Annotated in this window: 17 protein-coding genes; 8 read left to right on the plus strand and 9 right to left on the minus strand. The window is 58.1% G+C overall.

Translation table 11 applies throughout. From position 1 onward, the window contains the following. Positions 1-26 precede the first annotated feature (26 nt). Genes M017_RS0115585 through M017_RS26745 form a run of 5 tightly spaced genes read right to left on the minus strand, consistent with a single transcriptional unit; the run spans position 27 to position 4,148 of the window. Positions 27-710, minus strand: coding sequence for a response regulator (locus M017_RS0115585; protein WP_031499058.1), 684 nt, complete (start codon positions 708-710; stop codon positions 27-29). Next, a complete protein-coding gene (locus tag M017_RS0115590; protein WP_031499059.1) occupies positions 685-1,209 on the minus strand; it encodes a histidine kinase in 525 nt (174 codons plus the stop codon). Before M017_RS0115590 ends, M017_RS0115585 begins: the two co-directional genes overlap by 26 nt. A 2-nt stretch (positions 1,210-1,211) precedes the next feature. After that, positions 1,212-2,177: a transketolase family protein gene (locus M017_RS0115595; RefSeq protein ID WP_031499060.1), complete on the minus strand. Its 966-nt coding sequence runs from the start codon at positions 2,175-2,177 to the stop codon at positions 1,212-1,214. Next, positions 2,178-2,999, minus strand: coding sequence for a transketolase (locus M017_RS0115600; RefSeq protein ID WP_031499061.1), 822 nt, complete (start codon positions 2,997-2,999; stop codon positions 2,178-2,180). It abuts the gene before it with no gap. Between the two features lie 27 nt (positions 3,000-3,026). Further along, positions 3,027-4,148: a SpoIIE family protein phosphatase gene (locus M017_RS26745; RefSeq protein WP_080507824.1), complete on the minus strand. Its 1,122-nt coding sequence runs from the start codon at positions 4,146-4,148 to the stop codon at positions 3,027-3,029. Between the two features lie 182 nt (positions 4,149-4,330). Here M017_RS26745 and M017_RS0115610 point away from each other — a divergent pair, with 182 nt between their 5' ends. The 4 genes from M017_RS0115610 to M017_RS0115625 are packed head-to-tail and all read left to right on the plus strand — an operon-like array spanning position 4,331 to position 7,008. Then, the gene (locus M017_RS0115610; protein WP_031499063.1) at positions 4,331-5,062 is read left to right on the plus strand and encodes a molybdenum cofactor biosynthesis protein MoaE; all 732 of its coding nucleotides are present in this window, start codon (positions 4,331-4,333) and stop codon (positions 5,060-5,062) included. Continuing rightward, positions 5,059-5,949, plus strand: a complete 891-nt coding sequence (locus M017_RS0115615) for a VWA domain-containing protein (protein ID WP_031499064.1) — start codon at positions 5,059-5,061, stop codon at positions 5,947-5,949. The genes M017_RS0115610 and M017_RS0115615 overlap by 4 nt, the downstream gene beginning before the upstream one ends. 3 nt (positions 5,950-5,952) lie before the next feature. Next, a complete protein-coding gene (locus tag M017_RS0115620; protein WP_031499065.1) occupies positions 5,953-6,183 on the plus strand; it encodes a hypothetical protein in 231 nt (76 codons plus the stop codon). A 3-nt stretch (positions 6,184-6,186) separates the two neighbouring features. Beyond that, entirely contained in the window at positions 6,187-7,008 is an 822-nt protein-coding gene (locus M017_RS0115625) for an inositol monophosphatase family protein (protein ID WP_031499066.1), read from the plus strand. Positions 7,009-7,058: 50 nt separating this feature from the next. Here M017_RS0115625 and M017_RS0115630 read toward each other — a convergent pair whose 3' ends face one another. Then, on the minus strand, positions 7,059-8,402 hold the full coding sequence (locus M017_RS0115630) for a Gfo/Idh/MocA family protein (protein ID WP_031499067.1): 1,344 nt from the start codon (positions 8,400-8,402) through the stop codon (positions 7,059-7,061). Positions 8,403-9,603: 1,201 nt separating this feature from the next. Here M017_RS0115630 and M017_RS0115640 point away from each other — a divergent pair. The 4 genes from M017_RS0115640 to M017_RS0115660 are packed head-to-tail and all read left to right on the plus strand — an operon-like array spanning position 9,604 to position 16,168. Beyond that, positions 9,604-10,860 (plus strand): hypothetical protein, encoded by a 1,257-nt coding sequence (locus M017_RS0115640; protein WP_155121435.1) that lies wholly within the window; start codon positions 9,604-9,606, stop codon positions 10,858-10,860. A gap of 36 nt (positions 10,861-10,896) precedes the next feature. Beyond that, positions 10,897-11,742, plus strand: coding sequence for a PhzF family phenazine biosynthesis protein (locus M017_RS0115645; protein WP_031499070.1), 846 nt, complete (start codon positions 10,897-10,899; stop codon positions 11,740-11,742). Positions 11,743-11,786: 44 nt separating this feature from the next. Beyond that, positions 11,787-15,464 carry a M36 family metallopeptidase gene (locus M017_RS0115655; RefSeq protein ID WP_035957833.1) on the plus strand — a complete coding sequence of 1,226 codons (3,678 nt, stop codon included), beginning with the start codon at positions 11,787-11,789 and terminating at the stop codon, positions 15,462-15,464. A gap of 5 nt (positions 15,465-15,469) precedes the next feature. After that, positions 15,470-16,168 (plus strand): ribonuclease T2 family protein, encoded by a 699-nt coding sequence (locus tag M017_RS0115660; protein ID WP_051670184.1) that lies wholly within the window; start codon positions 15,470-15,472, stop codon positions 16,166-16,168. Positions 16,169-16,313: 145 nt separating this feature from the next. Here M017_RS0115660 and M017_RS0115665 read toward each other — a convergent pair whose 3' ends face one another. From M017_RS0115665 to M017_RS27800, 3 genes are all read right to left on the minus strand, one after another. Continuing rightward, positions 16,314-16,715: an ester cyclase gene (locus M017_RS0115665; protein WP_238325919.1), complete on the minus strand. Its 402-nt coding sequence runs from the start codon at positions 16,713-16,715 to the stop codon at positions 16,314-16,316. 181 nt (positions 16,716-16,896) lie between these two features. Then, positions 16,897-18,531 (minus strand): hypothetical protein, encoded by a 1,635-nt coding sequence (locus tag M017_RS0115670; RefSeq protein ID WP_031499074.1) that lies wholly within the window; start codon positions 18,529-18,531, stop codon positions 16,897-16,899. Continuing rightward, positions 18,532-20,316 carry an NHL domain-containing protein gene (locus tag M017_RS27800; protein WP_051670186.1) on the minus strand — a complete coding sequence of 595 codons (1,785 nt, stop codon included), beginning with the start codon at positions 20,314-20,316 and terminating at the stop codon, positions 18,532-18,534. Positions 20,317-20,371: the final 55 nt, after the last annotated feature.

Genomic DNA, 20,371 nt, shown 5'->3' on the forward strand with positions numbered 1-20,371 from the left:
AGTGGAACGCGCGGGGCGAAACTCTCCTAGGATATTTCGCCGGGTTGCAGAAAAGTCTGCGGCCGCGTCAGCCCGGTTGCCAGCGCCAGTTGCGTCAGTCCTGCAACATTGTTCAGATTTAACTTTTTCATCATCGCCTTGCGATAAGACCGGATGGTCTGCACGCTCAAGTCGAGCATGACGGCGATTTCTTTGCTTGTCTTTCCCTCGGCCACCAACCGCAACACCTGGATCTCTCGGGGCGACAAATCGGCCAGTGGCGCCGCTTGTGTGCTCTCGTGTACGGTGCCTTTCTGGATGCGATCGAGCAGGCGGTCTGAGACGCGCGGGCTCAAATAGGACCCGCCCTGGGCCACGGTCCGCAAGGCCTGCACAAGATCCCCGTCGGAGGCCCGCTTCAAGACAAAGCCGCGTGCGCCGGCCTTCACCGCACTGATGACCGAATGCTCATCGTCATACATCGAAAGCATCATCACCCGGGTGTCCGGGTTGTAGCGCAACATCTCGATGGTCGCCTCGATGCCGCTCATGCCCTGGAGATTGATATCCATCAGCACCACATCGGGCCGCAGCTTGCGTACCATCTGCACTGCATCCACGCCCGAATCCGTCTCGCCCACAACCTCAATGTCCGAGGCGGCCTTCAAGATCGCCTTGATGCCATCTCGCATGATCTTGTGGTCGTCAACGATTAACACCTTGATTGCCATGTTTGATCCTGATTGTATTCGCTTGCACACCTGGGCTCAGCGTCAGGCCAGCTGCTTCCGCCACTGCCGCTGCATAAGGGGAAATATTGCCATCGGCGTCCACGCTATCCCTGTTTACCGTCACACGTTTGGGCTGCAAGGCCTCGATAATGCGAAACGCAGCCTGGTTGGCCTTCACGGGCCAGGACGGCGCAACAGAGCCGTATACTTCAAGACTCCTGCTTGTGCGGGCCATTTGGGACAAACCCGCCAGCAATCCTCTCTTCTCCACCACCGCTCCGCCCAACTCCGCCTGGGCCTGCCGGAAACGCTCGAGCAAATCCTCCAGTGTTTCCTGCAAAACCCTGACATCCTCAGCGGCGGCACCCTCTAGAACAGACAATTGCAGTGCTATCGAAGTCAACACCTGCCCCGCGTCGTCATGCAACAACTGCGCGAAGCGCCGGGTCAACTCCTCATGCCTTGCCAGCAATTCTTCGAATGCCGCCTGCCTCGGCATGCTTACTTCTTCTTGCGGGCGAGTGCCTTCTTGGCTGCGGTGACGATCACAGACGCCGTCATGCCGTACTTCTCGAGTACAGCCTCCGGCGTACCGCTCTCGGCATAATTGGTGAGGCCGACAAATTCCATGACACAAGGCGCCGTTTCGACAACCACCTGGGCGACACGGGTTCCAATGCCCGTATCCTTCAGGTGCTCTTCGGCGACAACGATCGCGCCGCACTCCTCGGCTGCCTTGGTGATGGCTTCGCGGTCGATCGGCTTGATGCTGTACAGATCGATGACGCGGGCAGAAATGCCAATCGCATCCAACTGTTCTGCCGCCTTGATCGCCTCGGCGACTAACAGACCGTTTGCGAAGATCGCGATGTCCTTGCCGTCGATCAACTGGTGGCTGCCGCCGACATGGAACTTGGTGCCCGGCTCATAGACAATCGCTGCCTTGGCGCGGCCGGCCCGCACAAAGAAAGGCCCGAAGGTCTCCGCGGCCAGGTGAATGCAGGCTGCCATTGAAACTTCGTCGGCAGGCGCCAGCACCGTGAATCCGGGAAGGTTGCAGGCGAGGCTCAGATCCTCGATCGACATCTGCGACGGGCCGTCTTCGCCAATCGAAATGCCGCTATGCGTGCCAACCACTTTCAGGTTCACATTCGGGTAGGCGGCGGTGACGCGCAACTGCTCAAAGCCCTTGTTGATCACAAAAGCAGAGAAGCTGGAGACAAACGGAATCTTGCCGGCGGCTGCCAGTCCCGATCCAATGGCCACCATGTTCGCTTCAGCAATGCCGCATTCAATGAAGCGGTCCGGGTGTTCCTTCTGGAAGAACACCGTGTAGGTGGATTTCGAAAGATCCGCGTCGCAAACGACAACGTTCTTGTTCTTGTTGCCTAATTCTGCCAGCGTACGGCCAAACGCTTCGCGCGTTGCCGCGCCCAGTTTCAATTCGTACTTCGTCGAGATGGCCATTTAGGCAAGCTCCTTCAATGCGAGTGCGGATTCTTCCTTGGACGGCGCGGTGCCGTGCCACTTCGGATTGTTTTCCATGAACGAGACGCCCTTGCCCTTGATCGTATTGGCCAGGATGACGGAAGGCACGCCCTTGGCGGATTCCGCCTCGGCAAAAGCCTTCTGCAGCGCTTCGATGTTGTGGCCGTCGATCTCAATGACGTGCCAGCCAAAGCTCTTCCACTTCTCTACCAGCGGTTCGAGCGGCATGATGTCCTGCACGAAGCCATCGAGCTGGATCTTGTTCCAGTCGACAATGGCGACCAGGTTGTCTGCCTTGTGGAAGGCCGCAGCCATCGCCGCTTCCCAGATCTGGCCTTCCTGGATCTCGCCATCGCCCAGCACCACAAAGGTGCGCGACGGGGACTTGTCCAGCTTAGCCGCGATCGCCATGCCCAGGCCGACGCTCAGCGCCTGGCCGAGAGAGCCGGTGGAGGCTTCAAGCGCCGGAATGAACCGGACGTCGGGGTGGCCCTGGTAAATCGATCCCAGGTGGCGGAAAGTATTCAGCTTGTCTACGGGCGTATAGCCGCATTGTGCCATCACGGAATACAGCACTGGGCAGGCATGGCCCTTTCCCATCAGGAAGCGGTCGCGCTCCGCCCAACTCGGGTTCTGCGGGTCGTGTTTCATCACGTCGAAGAAGAGAGTGGTCACAATTTCGGTCGCGGAAAGGCTCCCGCCTGGATGCCCGCTCTTGGCCGCGGTGATCATTTCGATAATGTGCCGGCGCACAGTTTTCGCGATCGCCGCAAGCTCTGCGGGGTTGCTCGTTTTAGTCATGAGTTCTTTGTATTTTAGCCGAGTATTCTATCGGAGGCTTGCCATGAATAGGGTGCAGTCGTCAAAAAGCGAGATCCCCGAGTGTTGCTGGATCGCTGCCTCGATCGTAGGCAGCGCTTCTCCGGGCGCCAAATGAGAGGTGTCTTCAAAGAGTTGGAGCAATCGTGCTTCCCCAAACTCTTCGCCCCAGGCACTCTGGGCCTCGACGGCCCCATCAGAATACACCAACAGGCGGTCTCCGCTGTCCAGTTGCACCGTATGGGCTTGTGCCTGCCAGTTGGCAAAGGCGCCCAGCACCATCGCACCCGATTCGAGATAGCGTAATTCGCCGTTCTTTTTCAACAGCCACGCGGCGGGATGCCCGCAATTGACAAAGTGCAGTTGCCGGCTCTCTTCGTCCAGATCGGCGTAGAAGGCGGTAGCAAAGCTCTCGGGCGTTGTCGATTCATGAAACTGCGCATTGACGGCGCGCAAGACCGGCTCCGGACCACGCTCGTCCCGATACGCATAGCTGCGGAACAGCGCCTGCAGATTCGCCATCAGGAGCGCCGCCGGCACGCCCTTGCCGCTCACATCGGCGACAACGAAGCCAAAATGCCCAGCTCGCTTCTCGAAAAAGTCATAGTAGTCGCCCGACACCTCACGTGCGGGCAGAAAGCGGCAGGCATAGTCGAGCTTTCTCTCCGCTCTCATGCCCCGAGGCAGCAGACTCTCCTGCACCCGGCGCGCACTGGCCATCTCACGCTGCGCGGCTGGTTGTGAGCTCACCCACTTGGCGACAATCTGCAACAGCCGGTCATTGCTCCAGGGCTTTTCGACAAAATCGCTGGCCCCGCGTTGCATCGCGTCCACCGCCAGGCTCACATCGCCCCAGGCCGTCATCGCAATCAGCGCGGCGGGCACGCGCAGCTCTCGCAGACGGGCAATCAATTCGAGCCCTTCGCCCCCGCTGGTGGTGTCGCGGGTGTAATTCATGTCCAGTAGGATGACGGCGGCGGCTTTCTGAGTGGCAGCCTTCTCCAGCGCCTGGGGCGAGTCGAAGGTCTCCACCAGGTATCCGTTTGACTTCAAGAGCAGGCGTAGCGCCTCGCGAACCTCCATTTGGTCATCACAGATTAAGATTCGCGGCTGAGTGGGACCTGGGTTCATTCTGAACTACTACTTCCATGAAGACGGAAGCAATTCACTTTCCGATCGATCATTCTGCGAATTCCCCCACGTTTCCCGGTTTTCCAAGCTGCTGGTCCAATTTGCATTGTCCGCTATTGGGATTCCTTCCCCAGACCCGGACAGGCCCAATTGCTCAGGATAGTCCGCTACGCTATCTCTAGATGCAAATCCGCGTCCTTTTCTTCGGTCAGCTTAAAGACTTCTCGCAGCTCAGCGAAGACACCGTCCACTTTCCCGAAGGCTCCACGGTCGAAACCGTGTTTTCTCATTATGTGGCGCGCTTTCCCCGCCTCAGCGGTCTGGCGCAATCGATCGCCCTCGCCCGCAACCAGCAGTTTGCCCAGCCGGGCGACTTCCTTGCCGATGGCGACGAGATTGCCTTTCTGCCGCCGGTGAGCGGCGGCACGGCCTACACCCAACGCCGGGTGACTCCCGAAGGCCATATCTTTGCGCTCACCAGGAGTGTGATCGATACAGCAGCCATCGGACGGGAGGTGTTACAAGGCATCGATGGAGCGCTGTGCAGCTTTGAAGGCGTCGTGCGCAACAACACCAAAGGCCGTCCCACTCGCTATCTCGAATATGAGTGCTATGAAGCGATGGCGATCCGTATGATGGAGCAAATCGGAGTTGAGATTGCGAATGCGCACGCGATTTCCCGCCTGGCGATGGTCCATCGTCTGGGCCGCATGGAGATTGGCGAAGCGAGCGTGCTGATTGTTGCTGCCGCGCCCCATCGCGGTCCCAGTTTTGAGGCGGCCCGCGACGGCATCAATCGGTTGAAGAAAACGGTGCCCATTTGGAAGAAGGAATTCTTCGCGGATGGGGAGGTCTGGGTTGATGGCGAATGGGATGAATCGATTGTCCCCGCTGGCGCGTCCCAACAGCAATGACCCGCCGATCCCTGCTCGCAGTGCCCCTGGCCCTTGGCGCGCAGGATTCGCCCACCATCCGGGTGGAGGTCCAACTCATCCGCGTTTTGGCCAACGTCAAGGATCAAAGCAATCAACTGGTGGGCGGGCTCAGCAAAGAAGATTTCGAGATTTTCGATAACGGCGTGCCCCAACAGATCTCGATCTTTGAACGTTCCACCAACCAGCCGCTCAATGTCGCTGTGCTGCTCGACATCAGCGCAAGCGTCGCCAAGGACTTGCGCTACGAGACAGAATCTTCGCTTGGCTTTGCCCGCTCGCTGATCAATGAAGGCAACCCCGACGACATCATCGCGCTGATCACCTTCAATCATGCTGTCGACCTGGTTGCTGGCTTCACCCGCCGCATCCGCCGTCTCGAGAACGCGATGCGCGACGTCCGCACCGGCTCCGGCACTGCGCTCTATGACGCCGTCTATCTGGCCGGTGAAGAACTGGAGGGCAGGGAAGGCCGTAAGGTCATGATCTGCGTCACCGATGGAGGCGACACGGCGAGCCGCCTCAAATTCAACGACGCGATGCTGGCCGCGCAGCGGGCGCAGGCCTCTTTGTATGCGATTCTCGTCACGCCAATCCTGAACAATGCCGGGCGCAACCAGGGCGGCGAGAACGCGCTGCAACTGATGGCCGAGCGCACCGGCGGCCGCGTGCTCCAGCCCACCACTTACGCAAAGCTTGGCGAGAGTTTCGATGCGATTCTGCGCGACCTCCGCACTCAGTATCTGCTTGCCTATTACCCGCGGAATCTGTCCCCTACGAAGGATAAGTTCCACCGTCTCGAGGTCCGGATGCGTCCTCCCGGTTTGCGGGTCTCCGCACGCACTGGCTACTATGAAGAGACCCTCTAGCTGATGTCCAAACCGAAGACCAAAGCGCCCATCCTCACACTGGCAGAAGACAAGTACCTCCGTCATCTTGCTGCGTCCAAGACACCAATTGCGATCAAGCTGCACACGCAGGAAGTGCTCCGGGGAGAGCTGGAGATCTTCGATGCCCAGATGCTCCGCATCTCGCAGCCTGGTTCGCACAGCCTTTTTCTCTACAAGAAAGACGTCAAGTATCTCTGGGAAGAAAAGCAGTAACGCATGTCATCCTACGTTGAAACCGCCGCCACCATTGCCCGGGAAGCTTCTGTCATTATCGAAGACCTCCGCCGCGAAGGCATCGGTTATGAACTGAAGGGCGAATCCGATCTGGTCACCCGCGCCGATCGTGCAAGCGAACTCTATATCACCGCCCGGCTCCGCAAAGCCTTCCCCACCCACGCCATCATTGCCGAGGAAGGCAACAATACCGAATCGAAATCCGGCTATGTCTGGTATGTCGATCCGCTCGACGGCACGACGAATTTTGCGCACGGCTTTCCGGTCTACAACACGACGCTTGCCTTAGAGAAAGACGGAAAGCTGATCGCGGGCGTCATCTACGACGGCACGCGCGACGAGATGTTCCAGGCCGAGAAATCAAGCGGCGCATATCTGAACGGCGAGCGCATTACGGCCTCGAAGGCGAATCGCCTCGAAGATTCGCTTTGGGCCACGGGCTTCCCCAGCAAGCGCCGCCACCAGAACATCAACATCCACTTCTATTACCAGCTGGCGATGATCACCCACGGCGTCCGCCGGGCGGGCGCGGCGGCAATCGATCTCGCCTATGTCGCCTGCGGCCGCCTCGATGGCTTCTGGGAGTTCCAGTTGAACCCTTGGGACATGGCTGCGGGTAAGCTCATTCTCGAAGAGGCATCGGGCACGGTCACCGACATGAAGGGCGCGCCCCACAAGTTGACCAGCCCTCATCTCCTGGCCACCAACACCCACATCCACCAGCCGACGCTGGCGCTCTTTTCCGATATCTTTTCTGACCGCTCCCCTTACGCCATCCCGCAACTGAGCGGCTACGAAGAATAAAAAAAGCCCCAGTCCCCATCACAGGGCCGGGGCTTTGGGCTTAGCGGGCGCTAGACCACATAAGGCTTGCGATAGTCGCGGGTCAGCAGCTTGCTGGCTTCGGCGTCATTCACAATCTTCGGTCCATCGAGGTTGATTTTGCGGCCTACGCGATAGCTGATATTGGCTAGATGGCACATGTTTGCGCTGAGCACGGCGTTCTCGAGTCCGTCATGCAAGGACTTCTGATTGCGTGAGCGGCAGGCTGCCAGGAAGTTCTGCATATGTAGGCTCGTCGTGTCCGGTCCGCGTTCAGGACGCTCTTCCATGATCATTTCGTTGCTTTCGCCCTTGAAGGCCTGGAAGCCGTTGTCGCTCATCGCGGCCCAGCCTTCGGTGCCGTAGAAGAAGTCGCCCGTCATGACATTCAACGGCGCGCTGGTTTTCGGTGCGGTTGCGGTGGGTGCCGGGGCATTCGGGCCCGGGTTGCGCTTGGGCGGCGTTGCAGCGCTCTCTGCATTCGTGAGCAGGCCACGGACTTCAAACACAAGCTCCCGCCCGCCAAAGTCGAAGCTCGACAGCAGCGTGTTCGGCGTTTCCTGATCGTCGTCGTAGGCGTACTTGCCGCCTTGCGAGAAGGCAGACTTCGGATATCCCGGATCTCCCATGCCCCAGCGCGCGATGCCGAGTTCGTGGACTCCCTGGTTGCCGATGTCGCCATTGCCGGTGTCCCAGAACCAGTGCCAGTTGTAGCGGAAGCGAAGCTCATTATAAGGACGCATCGGCGCGGGCCCGAGGAACATGTCCCAATCGAGACCCGGAGGCGTCGGCTCGTCTGCCTTGTGCCCGATCGAGGCGCGGCGCTTGTAGCAAAGGCCCTTGGCGGCATACACCTTGCCAATCAAGCCGCCCTGGATGGCCTCAATTGCCTTCATCTTGAACGGCGTGCTGCGATGCTGCGAACCCACCTGCATGATGCGCTTGGTGCTGTGCAGCGTATCAATCATCTTCAGGCCTTCATAGACGTTGTAGCAGGCAGGCTTTTCGCCATAGACGTCCTTACCGGCCTTCATTGCCCAGATGGCAGACAGCGCATGCCAGTGGTTTGGGGTGGCGATGGAGACGGCTTCGATGCTCTTATCGGCAAAAACTTCGCGCATATCGGCGAACTCTTTTGCCTTCTCCCCGGTATTCCGCAGCAGAGTGGCCTGCGACCGCTCACGAGCCGCCTGGTTCACGTCGCACAGGCCGGCTACCCGCGCCTCGGGAAGCTTGGAATAGATATTGAGATGCGCACTGCCGCGTCCACCCAGCCCAACAATGGCGACATTGATCCTGTCATTGGCGCCCCACACTTGCGTTGCCGAAAGTGCGGCGGCGGCGCCCATAAAAAATGTTCTACGATCCTGGGACATTGTTAAATTTCGCTCCTTTTCCAGATGCAAATGATATCAGGAAGTGGGATGAACTGCCGCAAGCGGGCAGCCGCCCCGCCTCGGACACTGTGAATCTTTCGCACAGTGTGGAGGCTCTCTCGAGGTAAGCGGTCTGTGGCAAATTGACTCGTACCTGTGTCGTCCTGACTCACTCGAAACTCAGTTAAAATGGTGCTTTGGAGCCCACTACCCTCACCAAGATTCGTGTCCTGCGCCAGCGGGCTTGTAACGAAAAAAACGACAAAGGCAAGATCTGCGCCGGGCATCTCAAGCGTTGGTTTGGTTATGACAAAAGTGTTTTTGGGGAGAGTGCTGAAGTGTATCGGTGTGAAAAATGCAAAACTGTCTATCTTCCGAACCCGGAAGAGGCACCCCGCACAGCGACTCTGGCGTGGTAAGCTATTGTGTTGATTCAGTTTGCCGAATTTCTTCGGCATCAGGTACCGTTGGGCGGATCGTTAGATAGACTGCATCGGATTCGGGTGGGTGGGTTTCGCAAGACCTCCTCCGATGCAGTCCGCCCTCGGTTCTGCTGGGGCAACAATCGGTGCGCCTGCTGCAGGTAGCGTAACGGTTCCCGCCATCTTGCCGAACAAAGGCCCGCGTCCTAATTCATTCCTTCGTCCGACAGCTTCCTGCGCTGCTGGTACTCCGACTGTAGAGAAAACGTAGTTAGAAAGATCCTGAAACGGCCGACTCGTTTCGTGATTTCTGCTCGGCTTAACTTTTACTTAAGCAATCAAACGGCCAAATAAATTGATGCTTCTGAACTGCCCCCAAAAATAAAAATCCCCTCTGTCGTAACCGTCAAACGGATGAGTGAGCGGTTTTTTGATTCCCGATCCCGACTCCCGCAAGCACGCAAGCCTTTTCGGATGCGCTCGCTTCTTCCACTTGGAAAGTTGCAACAGAGGGCAGGTTTTTAAGGGTACTCCATCAATTCACTGACTAAGATAGCAAATCTCATGCCACCCGCGCACAAAAAGATTCTGTTGCAAACAAAGCACTTCCTGCCGTCTTGGCCCCCTTCTGATCCCCATTGCGACACACTTGCGTATCACCGTGACACACTGTTAGCATGCTGCGGATTGCCTGGGTTCTCCTCCTCTCCCTTCCTGTCTTGGCCCAAAGCAATTCCGAAGAAAATTTTAAGCCTTATACCGATTCTCCGCGGCTCCTTTTGCGCCCAGCGCGCCTTCGTTTATTAACGCGAGAACGGGAACGGCAGTCGATTCGATTCCAGCAGTTCGACGGCTACATCGCCAATGGCGCCACCTTCCCCGAAGCGGCTTTCGCCCTCGCACTGGCCAGCCGCATCTCCAATAACCCGCTGCATTGTACAAACGCCTATGCCTGGTTGCTGAAAACCAACAGCACCGATGCCCGCCAGCGCGCGCTTGTCTATGATTGGTGCGCGGCTGCGCTCACGGCGCCGCAACTCACCGTCCTCGGCCAGGCAATTGCCAAGTCCATTCCGCCGGTCACCGATTTCAAGTCTCTGCGAGACCGTGCCTTTCTGGCGCTGGCCATTGCCGATATCGAACCCACTCTCGCGGAATCGACTCTCAAAGCCTCTGTTGCCCACTGGCGCACGCGGATCGGACCCGGGCTTCGCAACCACACGATTTCCATTCCCCAGAGCCAGCTCTATGCCCTTCTCGAGTTTCTGCACGTGATCCGGGACAATCTGGAAATCGATCTTCGCCAGGAAGCGCCACAGTTTTTTCTCGACTTGCCATTGACGCAAATGCTCGGCTATTACCCGGCGCCTTATCCGGGCAATGAGAATGACTTTCGCGTTGCCTTCTTTGAAGGAGATGGGGATCCGGATCTGAAGCTGGCAACGATGCTGCGTTCTGCGGAACTGTCCATTGTTGCGCTGGACAACAACGCGGAACTCGCGCAGTCCCTACAGGGCTGGCTGATGCAGGATCGCTATCTGATGCGGTCTGCGCTGGGGATTCCTTACGAATTCCTGTGGGCGAATCCCTATCAGCCCGGTCTCACCTACCATCACTTACCGAACTCCTTTCACGACACCGCGAATGGCCGGCTCTTCATTCGAAACTCCTGGGAGGAGGACGCGAGGTATCTTTGCTACTCCGGCGGCAAGCTCCAGCTCTTTGAAGATGGCAAGCGCAAGATCCTGAAGCTTGCCTCCAACACCGCACCGATCGAGATGGGCGATGCCACAATTCTGGTGGGCGGAGACCCCTTGCTGAAGCCAATCCGATTCGAGCTACGTGGCTTGGCGCGCGAAGCCTGGTATCTGATCGGACTCAAGCCAAGCACTCTTTTTGATATCGAGGTCGATGATGAACAGCTCGATGAAGCGCGTACGGACTCTGGTGGCATCCTCGGCCTCGACTATACGAAGGCCACTCCCAAGACTCTGGTTCGAGTCTCGCCCGCCCGTTTTTTCAAGGGCACGGAATAGCCAGTGCTGTCGCGCCGCACACTGATCGAAGCTGCCATGCAAATCCAATCGAAGCCACTTCGCTATGAAGTCTGGGACGTCTTTACCGCAAAGCAATTCGGCGGCAATCCTCTCGCTGTCTTCTTTGATACCGATCGCCTCACCGACGCGCAGCGCTTTGGGTTGACTCGTGAGATGAATCATTCCGAGACAACCTTTGTCACGAGCGATTTGAAGGTCCGGATCTTTACTGCGACGCAGGAGTTGCCCTTCGCCGGACACCCGGTTCTGGGGACTGCCTTTGCCTTGCAGCGCCACAAGCCCGCGAAGACCATTCATGTCGTGGTTCCTCAGGGCTCCATCCCGGTCACTTTTGATGGCAATCGCGCCATGATGCTGCAACAGAAACCGGAATTCCGGGAGCACCATGAGGCGTCGATCCTTGCTCCCCTGCTTGGTCTCAAGCCTGAAGACCTGATGCCAAACTTGCCCATTCAGAATGTCTCGACCGGACGTCCCAATCTCATCGTTGTACTCAAGTCGATGGAGTCGATCCAGGCGGCGAAGTGCAATTGGCCGGCACTGCAGGAGTATCTGGCAAAGGGAGATGTCCAGCGGGGAATCTATCTGCTCACTCCGCAGACGATTGATCCGTCGTCTCAGCTCCATGCCCGGAAATTCACCCCCCACCTGGAGGATCCGGCCACAGGCTCTGCGGCGGGTTGTGCCGCTGCCTATGCGGTGAAGTATGGCTTAGTCGCGGCAGAGAAAATAGCTCGGATCGAGCAAGGACATTTTATGAATCGTCCGAGCGAGATTTTGATTGCCGCGAGTAGCAATCTGGAGCATGTGCAAGTCGGTGGGAGCAGCGTTCTGGTTCTTTCTGGAGAAGCCAGAATTTAGTTGGCCGTCTTCCGGGAATCAGTTATCATCGGTGCTACCTCGCGATGAAGCATCTTACTCTCTTGTTCATCCTTTCCTGCTGCGCCGGTTGGGCTCAGCTTCCTGACGCTCCCGGGATCTATCTGGCCAAGGAGTATCAAAGTGCGCATAACGGTGTCACTCATCGCGTGTATCAACAACGATTCCAGGGCATCGAAGTGTATGGTGCAGCCTGGGTTGTGAATCTGGATTCGAATGGCGAAATCCTAAACTCGGCAGGCACCTTCTACCCTGATCCTGGGTCTGTTGCTTTGCCGAGCCAGGCAACTGCTTTTGAGTCAGTGCGCTCCGCGATTCGAGCGGTCAATCCTAAGCTGGCAGAACGTTACGCGCCACTGCTGAGTGCAAAAGCGAGCGCCAAAGGCTTGCGCTTTGCTGCCGCCTCGCTGGGCGAAGATATCGATGCCGAACTGGTCTGGTATCCCATCCGGGGTGCGCTCCAACCCGCATGGAAGTTTTTGATTACCGATGAAGACGGCGTCAACTCCTTTACGACCATTGTCGAGAGTGCGACGAAGATGCTGCTTCACAATCTGCCCAACACGGATTTCTTTCAGGCGAAGGGATTGGTTTTTGAACGGGAGAGCCCGCAGCCCAATCCGACGCCGGGCATTCGTCTCACCGCGGCTCCGCCTTATGTCAACCGGAGTGTGCAGCCTTTCCCCTCCAGTTGGGTCGCCACCAATCAGACGGTTGGAAACAATACAATCACGGGCCAGAATCTTCTTGGCCAGAGTTTCATCACAAACCCGCGAGTAACAAGCTCCACTGGCCTTGATTTCAGCTTTCCTCTCGAACTGGGGTCTGGCGCCGGTGCGGGAACGCTCTATCCGGACGCGAGCAATACAAACCTCTTCTATTGGGTGAACCGGGCCCATGACCTGCACTATGAGAACGGTTTTGACGAGGCGGCTGGCAATTTCCAACAGGATAATTTCGGCAAAGGCGGTACCGGTGGAGATCCTGTCCTGGCCTACACGCATTACGGCGCTCAGTCAGTCGATCGGGCCGTCTATAACAACGCGTTCTTTAGCAGCCGCGGCAGTCAGGATGGTGGGGCGGCGATGCTGGCGATGTACCTGGGCAGTTCGGGACGTGGAGGGTATCTCACCGATGGAGCTTTGGACGCTGGGGTGATCATCCATGAATACACCCATGGTGTTTCTCGGCGGTTGGCCAATAATGTGTACAGCACCTTCCAGGGCGCGGCGATGGGCGAGGCCTGGAGCGACTTCTTCGGTCTCGAGTACACACTTCCCCAAGGCTCGCCGGCAAACGGAACTTACTTGGTTGCGGAGTACTTCGATCAGACCTGGGGGACCGGCGACTTCCGCACCCGTCCCTACTCCACCGATCCCACAGTGAACTCGCTGACTTTTGCGAATCTCGGCCAGGTGATTGCCTATCCGGAAGTGCACGCCGATGGCGAGATCTGGATGGAGGCCCTTTGGGAGGCGCGCGCGAATCTGATTGCGCAGCTTGGCGAGGCCGAAGGCCGCCGCCGCATTCGCTTGCTGGTGCTCGATGGCATGAAGTTGATGCCACCGCAGGGTACGATGATCGACGCCCGGGACGCCATTCTTCTGGCCGATCGCGTGGACTTCAAGGGCGAAAGCCAGTCTCAGTTGTGGGCCGCGTTTGCCAAGCGTGGCTTGGGCGCTCTTGCCTATACCTCGGGAGGCAATACGGTTCATGTCCATCCCTCGTTTGCTATTCCCTCTGCTGCCGCCCAGTTCGCCTTCTACGACGAGAAGCTCACGATTGGGGAGACGGTACGAATTCTCCTCTCCGATCTCAATAACAACAAGAAGTCGACGCTGGTGCAGGTGTTAAGCGACTCCGGAGATTTGGAGGATCTGCTCCTGACCAGAACCGGCACGGTATTTAGTGGTGTGCTGCCCTCTTCCGGCAATGCACTGCTGTCTCAGAACGGAACGATCAATTTGATGCCGGGCGATGGCGTCACTGCTTACTATGTGGACGCAGACGATGGCACCGGGAAGGCGAAACTGGTTACCACCTCGGCGACCTTCACTCCGCCCTATGCCCTCACGGCACTGGCGCCGAACTTCAGCTTCTCCGGCGAGCGCGACATCAGCTTCTTTGCAGGGTCTACGGTTCGTCTCGATATCCCCTTCGAATTTCCTTTCTATGACAAGAAGCTCCGATCGATGTACGTCCATTTGAATGGCCTGATCTCTTTCGGCCTCCCAGGCGCGTACACAGTTTCGAGTTGTACCGATGGGCTCTCTCTGGCCAACTACAGTGGCATCGCTCCGTTATGGGCGCAGCTCAACTATCCTCGTACCGCGAGCCAGGGAATTTTCGTAAGTTATCCCACTCCGAAGTCGATGACCATCCGCTGGTCTCTCGAGACCTATACCGCGTTCGCCGTCGGGCGGCCGGTGAACTTTGCAGTGACTCTGACGGATGAAGGGCTGATTCAAGTCCAGTACGGTCCCGGGAATGTGGATGTGGGCCTGGCCTTGACCGGCACGGGTTGCGGCGCCGCTCCGGTAGCCGGCATTTCGCCTGGACGCGATTCTTACTCCCAGCGCGTCGTGTTCGCGGGCTATGAGAATACTGCGGTGAAGTATGAGCCTCCCTTCAACTCCCCCAGCCTTCCTGTGGTTGAAGTAGAGTCGCCGAAAGCAAATGACAAGGTGAAGAGCCTCCTGACGATCACCGGAATCGTGTATGACGAAAAGACAGCTCTGTCACGCGTGGATGTGTTGATCGATAGAGTCAATCGTGGACGCGCGACGCTCTCCGTATCGCGTCCTGACTATTGCCGGGCGAACAACGTCCCCGGTTGTCCGCGCGTTGGATTCACGGCGACCATCGACCTGAAGTCGCTCGGCCTCACTCCCGGTCCGCACACGCTGGCTCTGCGCGCAACCAACATTCGTGGCGCTTTTGAACAGTATCCGGCCACCCCGATTCCCTTTGAGATGGAAGCTGGCGATGTGAGGCTGCCTTACGGCAAACTGGAAAGCCCCGCTGCTGGAGCAGAGCTGTCAGGCTCGATCACAGTGAGCGGCTACGCGTTTGCCGATGACCTGCGCATCGTGGGCGTGGATACCCTGATTGATGGTGTTACTTATGGTCCCACCAGCTACGGTATGCCTCGCGCGGACATTTGCGCTGGTCTCTCGCCGCTGCCTGTGAACTGCCCGCTGCCTGGTTTCCGCTTCGTGTTCAATAGCCAGACGGTCGCCCCTGCGTTGCCGAATGGCAAGCATCAGATCCAGATCCGGGTTCGCGACGAATTGGGCCGTTCGACTCTGATTCCAGACACACCTGTAGAGTTCACCGTCAAAAACGACGCACTGGAAAAGCCGGTGGGCGTGCTCCTGACGCCGGGCGCGAATGAAGTCTTGTCTGGCATCGTGAAGATCTCCGGCTATGGCTATACGGCAACGGGCCGTATCACGGCGATGACGCTGCTTGTCGATGGGGCGGGTTGGAGCTCGATTCCCTTCAACCAGCCGCTGCCCGAAGTCTGCGCCACCCTCGAAGGCGTTTCTGCTTGTCCTAATATCGGTTTCTCGGTGAACTTCGATACCCGGAAGATTCCGAATGGCCCGCACATCCTTGGTGTTCAGATTGTGAACGACAAGGGCGGCTTCATCAACATTCCAACGGCCAACAGCTACGGAACAAACGTGCTAATCCAGAATTAGTACTTATGAGAACACTTCAACTCGCGGCGCTGGCCCTCGTCCTGGCTGCGCCGCCCGCCGTGTCGCAACAATGCACAATTCCGGCCAATGTGCCGCGAACCAGACCCACTCGCATTGACTACGTCAACAAGGACATTGCAGTCGATTCCTATGGGCTCTCTATCAGTTGGTCGCCGCAGTTCTGCAACTCGCCCGCAGGCAAGAGCCCTGCGAACGAATGGCAATGTGCTGACCATAGCTTTGGCTTTGTTGTCCATGGTCTCTGGCCACAGTCCTCGGCCGCCACACGGAATAGCGAACATCCTCGCTTCTGCCAGGCGCCGCAGATGCTGCCGGCGAATGTGATCAAGCCGCACCTGTGTACGATGGCCGGCGCACAGTTGATCCAGGATGAATGGAACAAGCACGGCTCCTGCGCCTGGCCGAATGCGACCGCTTATCTCGATCAGGTGGAGAAGCTTTACAAGAACCTCGTGCTCCCGGACTTGAAGCCAGGCCGGACAACCGCAGGCGCCGTGCGCAAGGCGATTGTCGATGCGAATCGAAGCAAGGGACTGCGGCCGGAGCATACGGAAGTCCGCGTGATTTCTGGAAATCGCTTCTCGGAGTTCATGGTCTGCTATGACAAGGACTTCAAGTTTGCAGCATGTGCGAGTTCCGGGACGCCAGACTCGATCGAGATCAGCGTCGCGGCGAAGAAGTAGAAGTCATCTCATCCACCCAAACGGCGATATCCGATGATGTTTTGGCGAGATGAGTGCTGCACGGGACCTCAGCGATGCCCAGTCGGCGTCGCTGGATCCTTGGATGCTGAAGCCATTTCGGTGAAAGGATGTCTTGCGCAACGAATCAAGCCGGTGGCGCGGGGAATACACCCAACTGCATCATCAATCCAAGCATGTCCATGATGATGCGCGTGTCTTTGATGCGCCCTTCTTCAATCCGATCGATGACGATGCCCCAAACCCGGACTTGACGGCCCGTTGCAGGCACTCCGAGGAACTCGTGCTGATGCGTGCCCACCCACTCAAAGCGGCTCACCACTTTGTCACCTTGCGCAATTTGTTCCTCGATCGCAAAGTTCAAATCCGGGAAGGAAGATCGCATGCCGCGAAGAATGTCCTTCAGCCCTTCCAGCCCGGGGCCCTGACCCGGAAACGGAACCAACTCGACCACATCCTCCCACACAAAGCGCGACGCCGAGTCGATATTGCCCTGTGTGATTACTTCTTCCGCGAAGCGCCGAACCACTGCAGCATTTTCCTGTGTGCTCAATTCGATCTCCTCGATAGCAGGGGCAATTCTATCACTCGGTTTCCGTCATTTCGAGTGCGATGGTTTCTGCCGGGCGACGGATATGAGCGGACGCAAGCCGGCTTCTCGATTTTCCATTTCAGGAGGTGTTCATGGGCCTGGCGTCGCAGAGCCCATGCTACTGGTAATTCACGAGAGTGGTGGAGCCGCTGAAGTAGCCGGTGATGCCCAGGTCCAGTCCTGTCGCACTGAAGCGGCTGAGACGGTTGTAATTTGTGATCTGCAGGTTGCCTGTGGGGATCGTCGAACCTGGATTGACGAAGCTTGGCACCATTGCCGAGAGGACCGCCTGCGGAATGGTGAAGTGTCCAGCGCTCACCAGTTCCGTGCAGTTGAAGATGGTGACCACCGGGTCGGTGACCGCGGAGAGGATGGAGCTTCCTGTGATGACCACAAAGCCTCCTGTTGCGCCACCGGTCCAGGTGAGATCGAGGCTCTGGCTACGACTGACATTTGCGATGCTGTCGCGGTTGGTCCAGTTGAGAGCAGGTGAACCATTCAGCGCGACGGCAAAGGGGCCCACATCGGTTCCGCCTGTCGCACTGATCCGGTAGCTTCCGCCTCCCTCCGCAAGGAAGAGGGTGTTCTCGGCCTTCGATCCATTCAGGAAGTAGGAGTTCGTTCCTTTGGTGAACGCTTTGGTTGTCCCGTCCGGAACTTGGAGGCTCACTGCCCCAGCGTCCAGATATTTCAGGATGGTGGGGCCGGCGATCGCGGAAGGCCGGTAGCTGCTCACAATGCAACTTCCAACCGAGCTTGTTCCAATGCCCCCATAGTTGGAATAGTCGAAGGGCGAGTAGCGCAGAAGGCTGACAACAGCGTTGTCCGTTAACGTCGTGCTCGCGGCGATGGGCGTGCCGGCGACGGTTGCGGCTGGAATTCTGCCATCGTAACGTCCCAGATAGAGTGTGGCGCTATTGATGCTGCCGCTTGTCGGAAGCTTGTCGATTTCATCAGCTCCAAAGCCAGTGACATCGGAACAGGTTCTCCCGTTCTGCGCAACCGGGATCGTCACAAAATTGCTGACCGTGGTGCCGGTTCTGACAAATGCGGAGACATAGCAGCCCGACACCCCGTCCGGGATGACGACGTTGAACTGATCGAGCCCAGGATAGCTGGAGCGGCCATGATAGGCGACTGTCGCGAGTTTGTTCCCAATGTAGAACTCGAAGTTCCCGGTGGCGCTGCTCTTGGGTAATGTGATGAGGCGAGTCTCATCGTTTGCATCGGGTCCGTTGCCGGTGCCCCAGAAGATCACGGTCTGGCCTGGGTTGGCCGCGTTTCGAATGCCGATGTATTGATAGTTTGCGTCATAGACGGCGGCAGCTCCATTGCCGGCGCCATTGAGGGTCAGCAGTCCAACGGCGCTTTGGGTGACGGTGAGCGCGAAGGGCGCGCTCGTGGCTCCGTTGTAGCTGACCGTCATCGTCGCATTGCCAACCGGCGTGGCGGATGGCAGGATCGCGGCGATCTGCGTGGGAGAGACATAGTAAGGAATCGCCTCCGTGGTTGTCGGGCCCGCAGTGATTTTGATCGAGACGCCGCCCAGGTTCCTGTTCAGCGCAGGGTCGAAGCTCTGCGAGAGGACTCCGGCGGGAGCCATCCCCGATCCGTAGATCACGAGAATGGCTCCTTGCGCCACGGCATAGGATGGCGTGCCGGGAAGGTTGAAGCTGTAGTTGTTCTGCCAGCCGGTGATGACGGGTGCGGCAGTGGCACCAAGCGTTGTGATCAGGAGCAGGAAGGGCAACATTTAAGGACGTCCTATGACGATGTTCAGGTTTTGGCGATTGGAGATTCCATCGACCGTCAACTCGATGGGCTGATCTCCGGCGCTCACACTCGGGATGATCACATTGAACTGATAGAGCCCAATGGTGCCGCCGACAATTCCTGCAAAGGATATTTCAGCCGGAACTCCTCCAATTTTCAATTGGTAGGGCAAGGTGAGCGAGGAGCCCTGTGCGGCGACCACTCCTGCGAGCGTGGGCGGACTGGTGGGGCCGCAACCGAGAGCGTAGATGGAAACGGTGGAGCCGGGTTTTGCTTCGACAAAGGGGACACCGGCGATCATGTTTGGCCTGCCGATATAGGTCGTGAAATCCGGGGTCAGCGCAACGACGTACTGCTTGCCGTCGACGTTGAATAATGGGACCGTTTGGAGCGTAGGCGAGAGGCGGCTGCGATTGATCGAAACGGGAGCGCTGGTGCCTAGCGGAGTTTTGACTTGCAAGGTGACGGCTCCGGTGGCCGTATCGTCCGGCGTGTTGATGTTGATCTGGGTTGGACTGATGTAGTAAATGAACGCAGGCTTGCCGTTGACGGTCACGCTGACGCCATCGAGCGCAGTGGGCGCATTGGCGCCATTGAAGTCCGTGCCGGTCCAGAGGCGTGTGGTGGTGCTGAGGTTTGCTCCATAGATCTCAAGATAGGTGTTGGAGGAGAATCCCGCATTGCCGCTGAAGGAGGTGTAGACCGGGCCGTCGGCGCGAATCGTGGGGAAGGGAGGCGGGCTGATCTTGCGGACCTTGATGTTACCGTAATCGGTGATGTAGAGATTGCCGGAGCTATCGGTGGCGAGACCATAGTTGCTGCGCAACTGCGCTTTAGTGGCATCGCCGCCGTCACCTGACGCGCCTGCGGAACCCGTTCCTACATAGGTGCTGATCTTTCCACTGGCATCCACCTTGCGGACGCGGTTGTCGTTGGTGTCGGAGATGTAGATGTTGCCGTTGCGATCGACGGCAACACCACCCGCCGAGCGGATCTGCGCGCTGGTGGCGGGACCGCCGTCTCCCGAGAATCCGGAGACGCCAGTGCCGGCGATTGTGGTGACTGTGCCATTCGGCAAAATTTGACGGACGCGGGGATTGCCGTTGAGCCGTCCGTCGCTGTCGTCTGTGTAGTAGACCGTGTTGTCAGGACCGATGGCGACCCAGCCGGGTGCACCGTCGGCAGCGGTGGCCAATCCGCCGTTGCCGGACAGGGAGAGCTTTCCAGTTCCTGCAACGGTATGGATGAGGCCTGCAGTGTTGATCCGCCGCAGGCGAAGGTTGCCCGTGTCTGTGAAGTAGAGGTTTCCGATACTGTCCAAGGCCAAGCTGACAGGCGCGTTGAGTTTTGCCGAGGCGGCGGGGCCCCCGTCGCCGCTGAAGCCGGCTGTCGATCCCGCAATCGTCGTGATCGTGCCGTTCGGTGCGATCTTGCGGATGCGGTCGTTGCCTGAGTCCGCAATGTACACGGTGCCATCGGGCGCAACGGCTGTGCCTGCAGGGGAGTTGACCTGGGCACTACTGGCGGGGCCACCGTCACCGGTGTTTCCTGCCTTTCCAGTGCCGGCGAGGATCGTAACCACACCGAAGGGATCCGTCTTATAGACATAGTGTTTTGTATAGTCGGCGTTATAGATGTTTCCGGCGGTATCAACGCTCACGTTATAGATGCGGCCCCAACTGGTGTTGCCAGCCACCGTGGTGATGGTTTGGGCCGTCGAGACGAGACAAAGGGAAAGTGCCAGTACGATTCGGTTTAAGAGCATGCGATATTCCTCTTCTCTAGCGAGAATGGTCTTTTATACTTGGCATTAAGCGAAA

Source organism: Bryobacter aggregatus MPL3 (assembly GCF_000702445.1).
Lineage (GTDB): Bacteria > Acidobacteriota > Terriglobia > Bryobacterales > Bryobacteraceae > Bryobacter > Bryobacter aggregatus.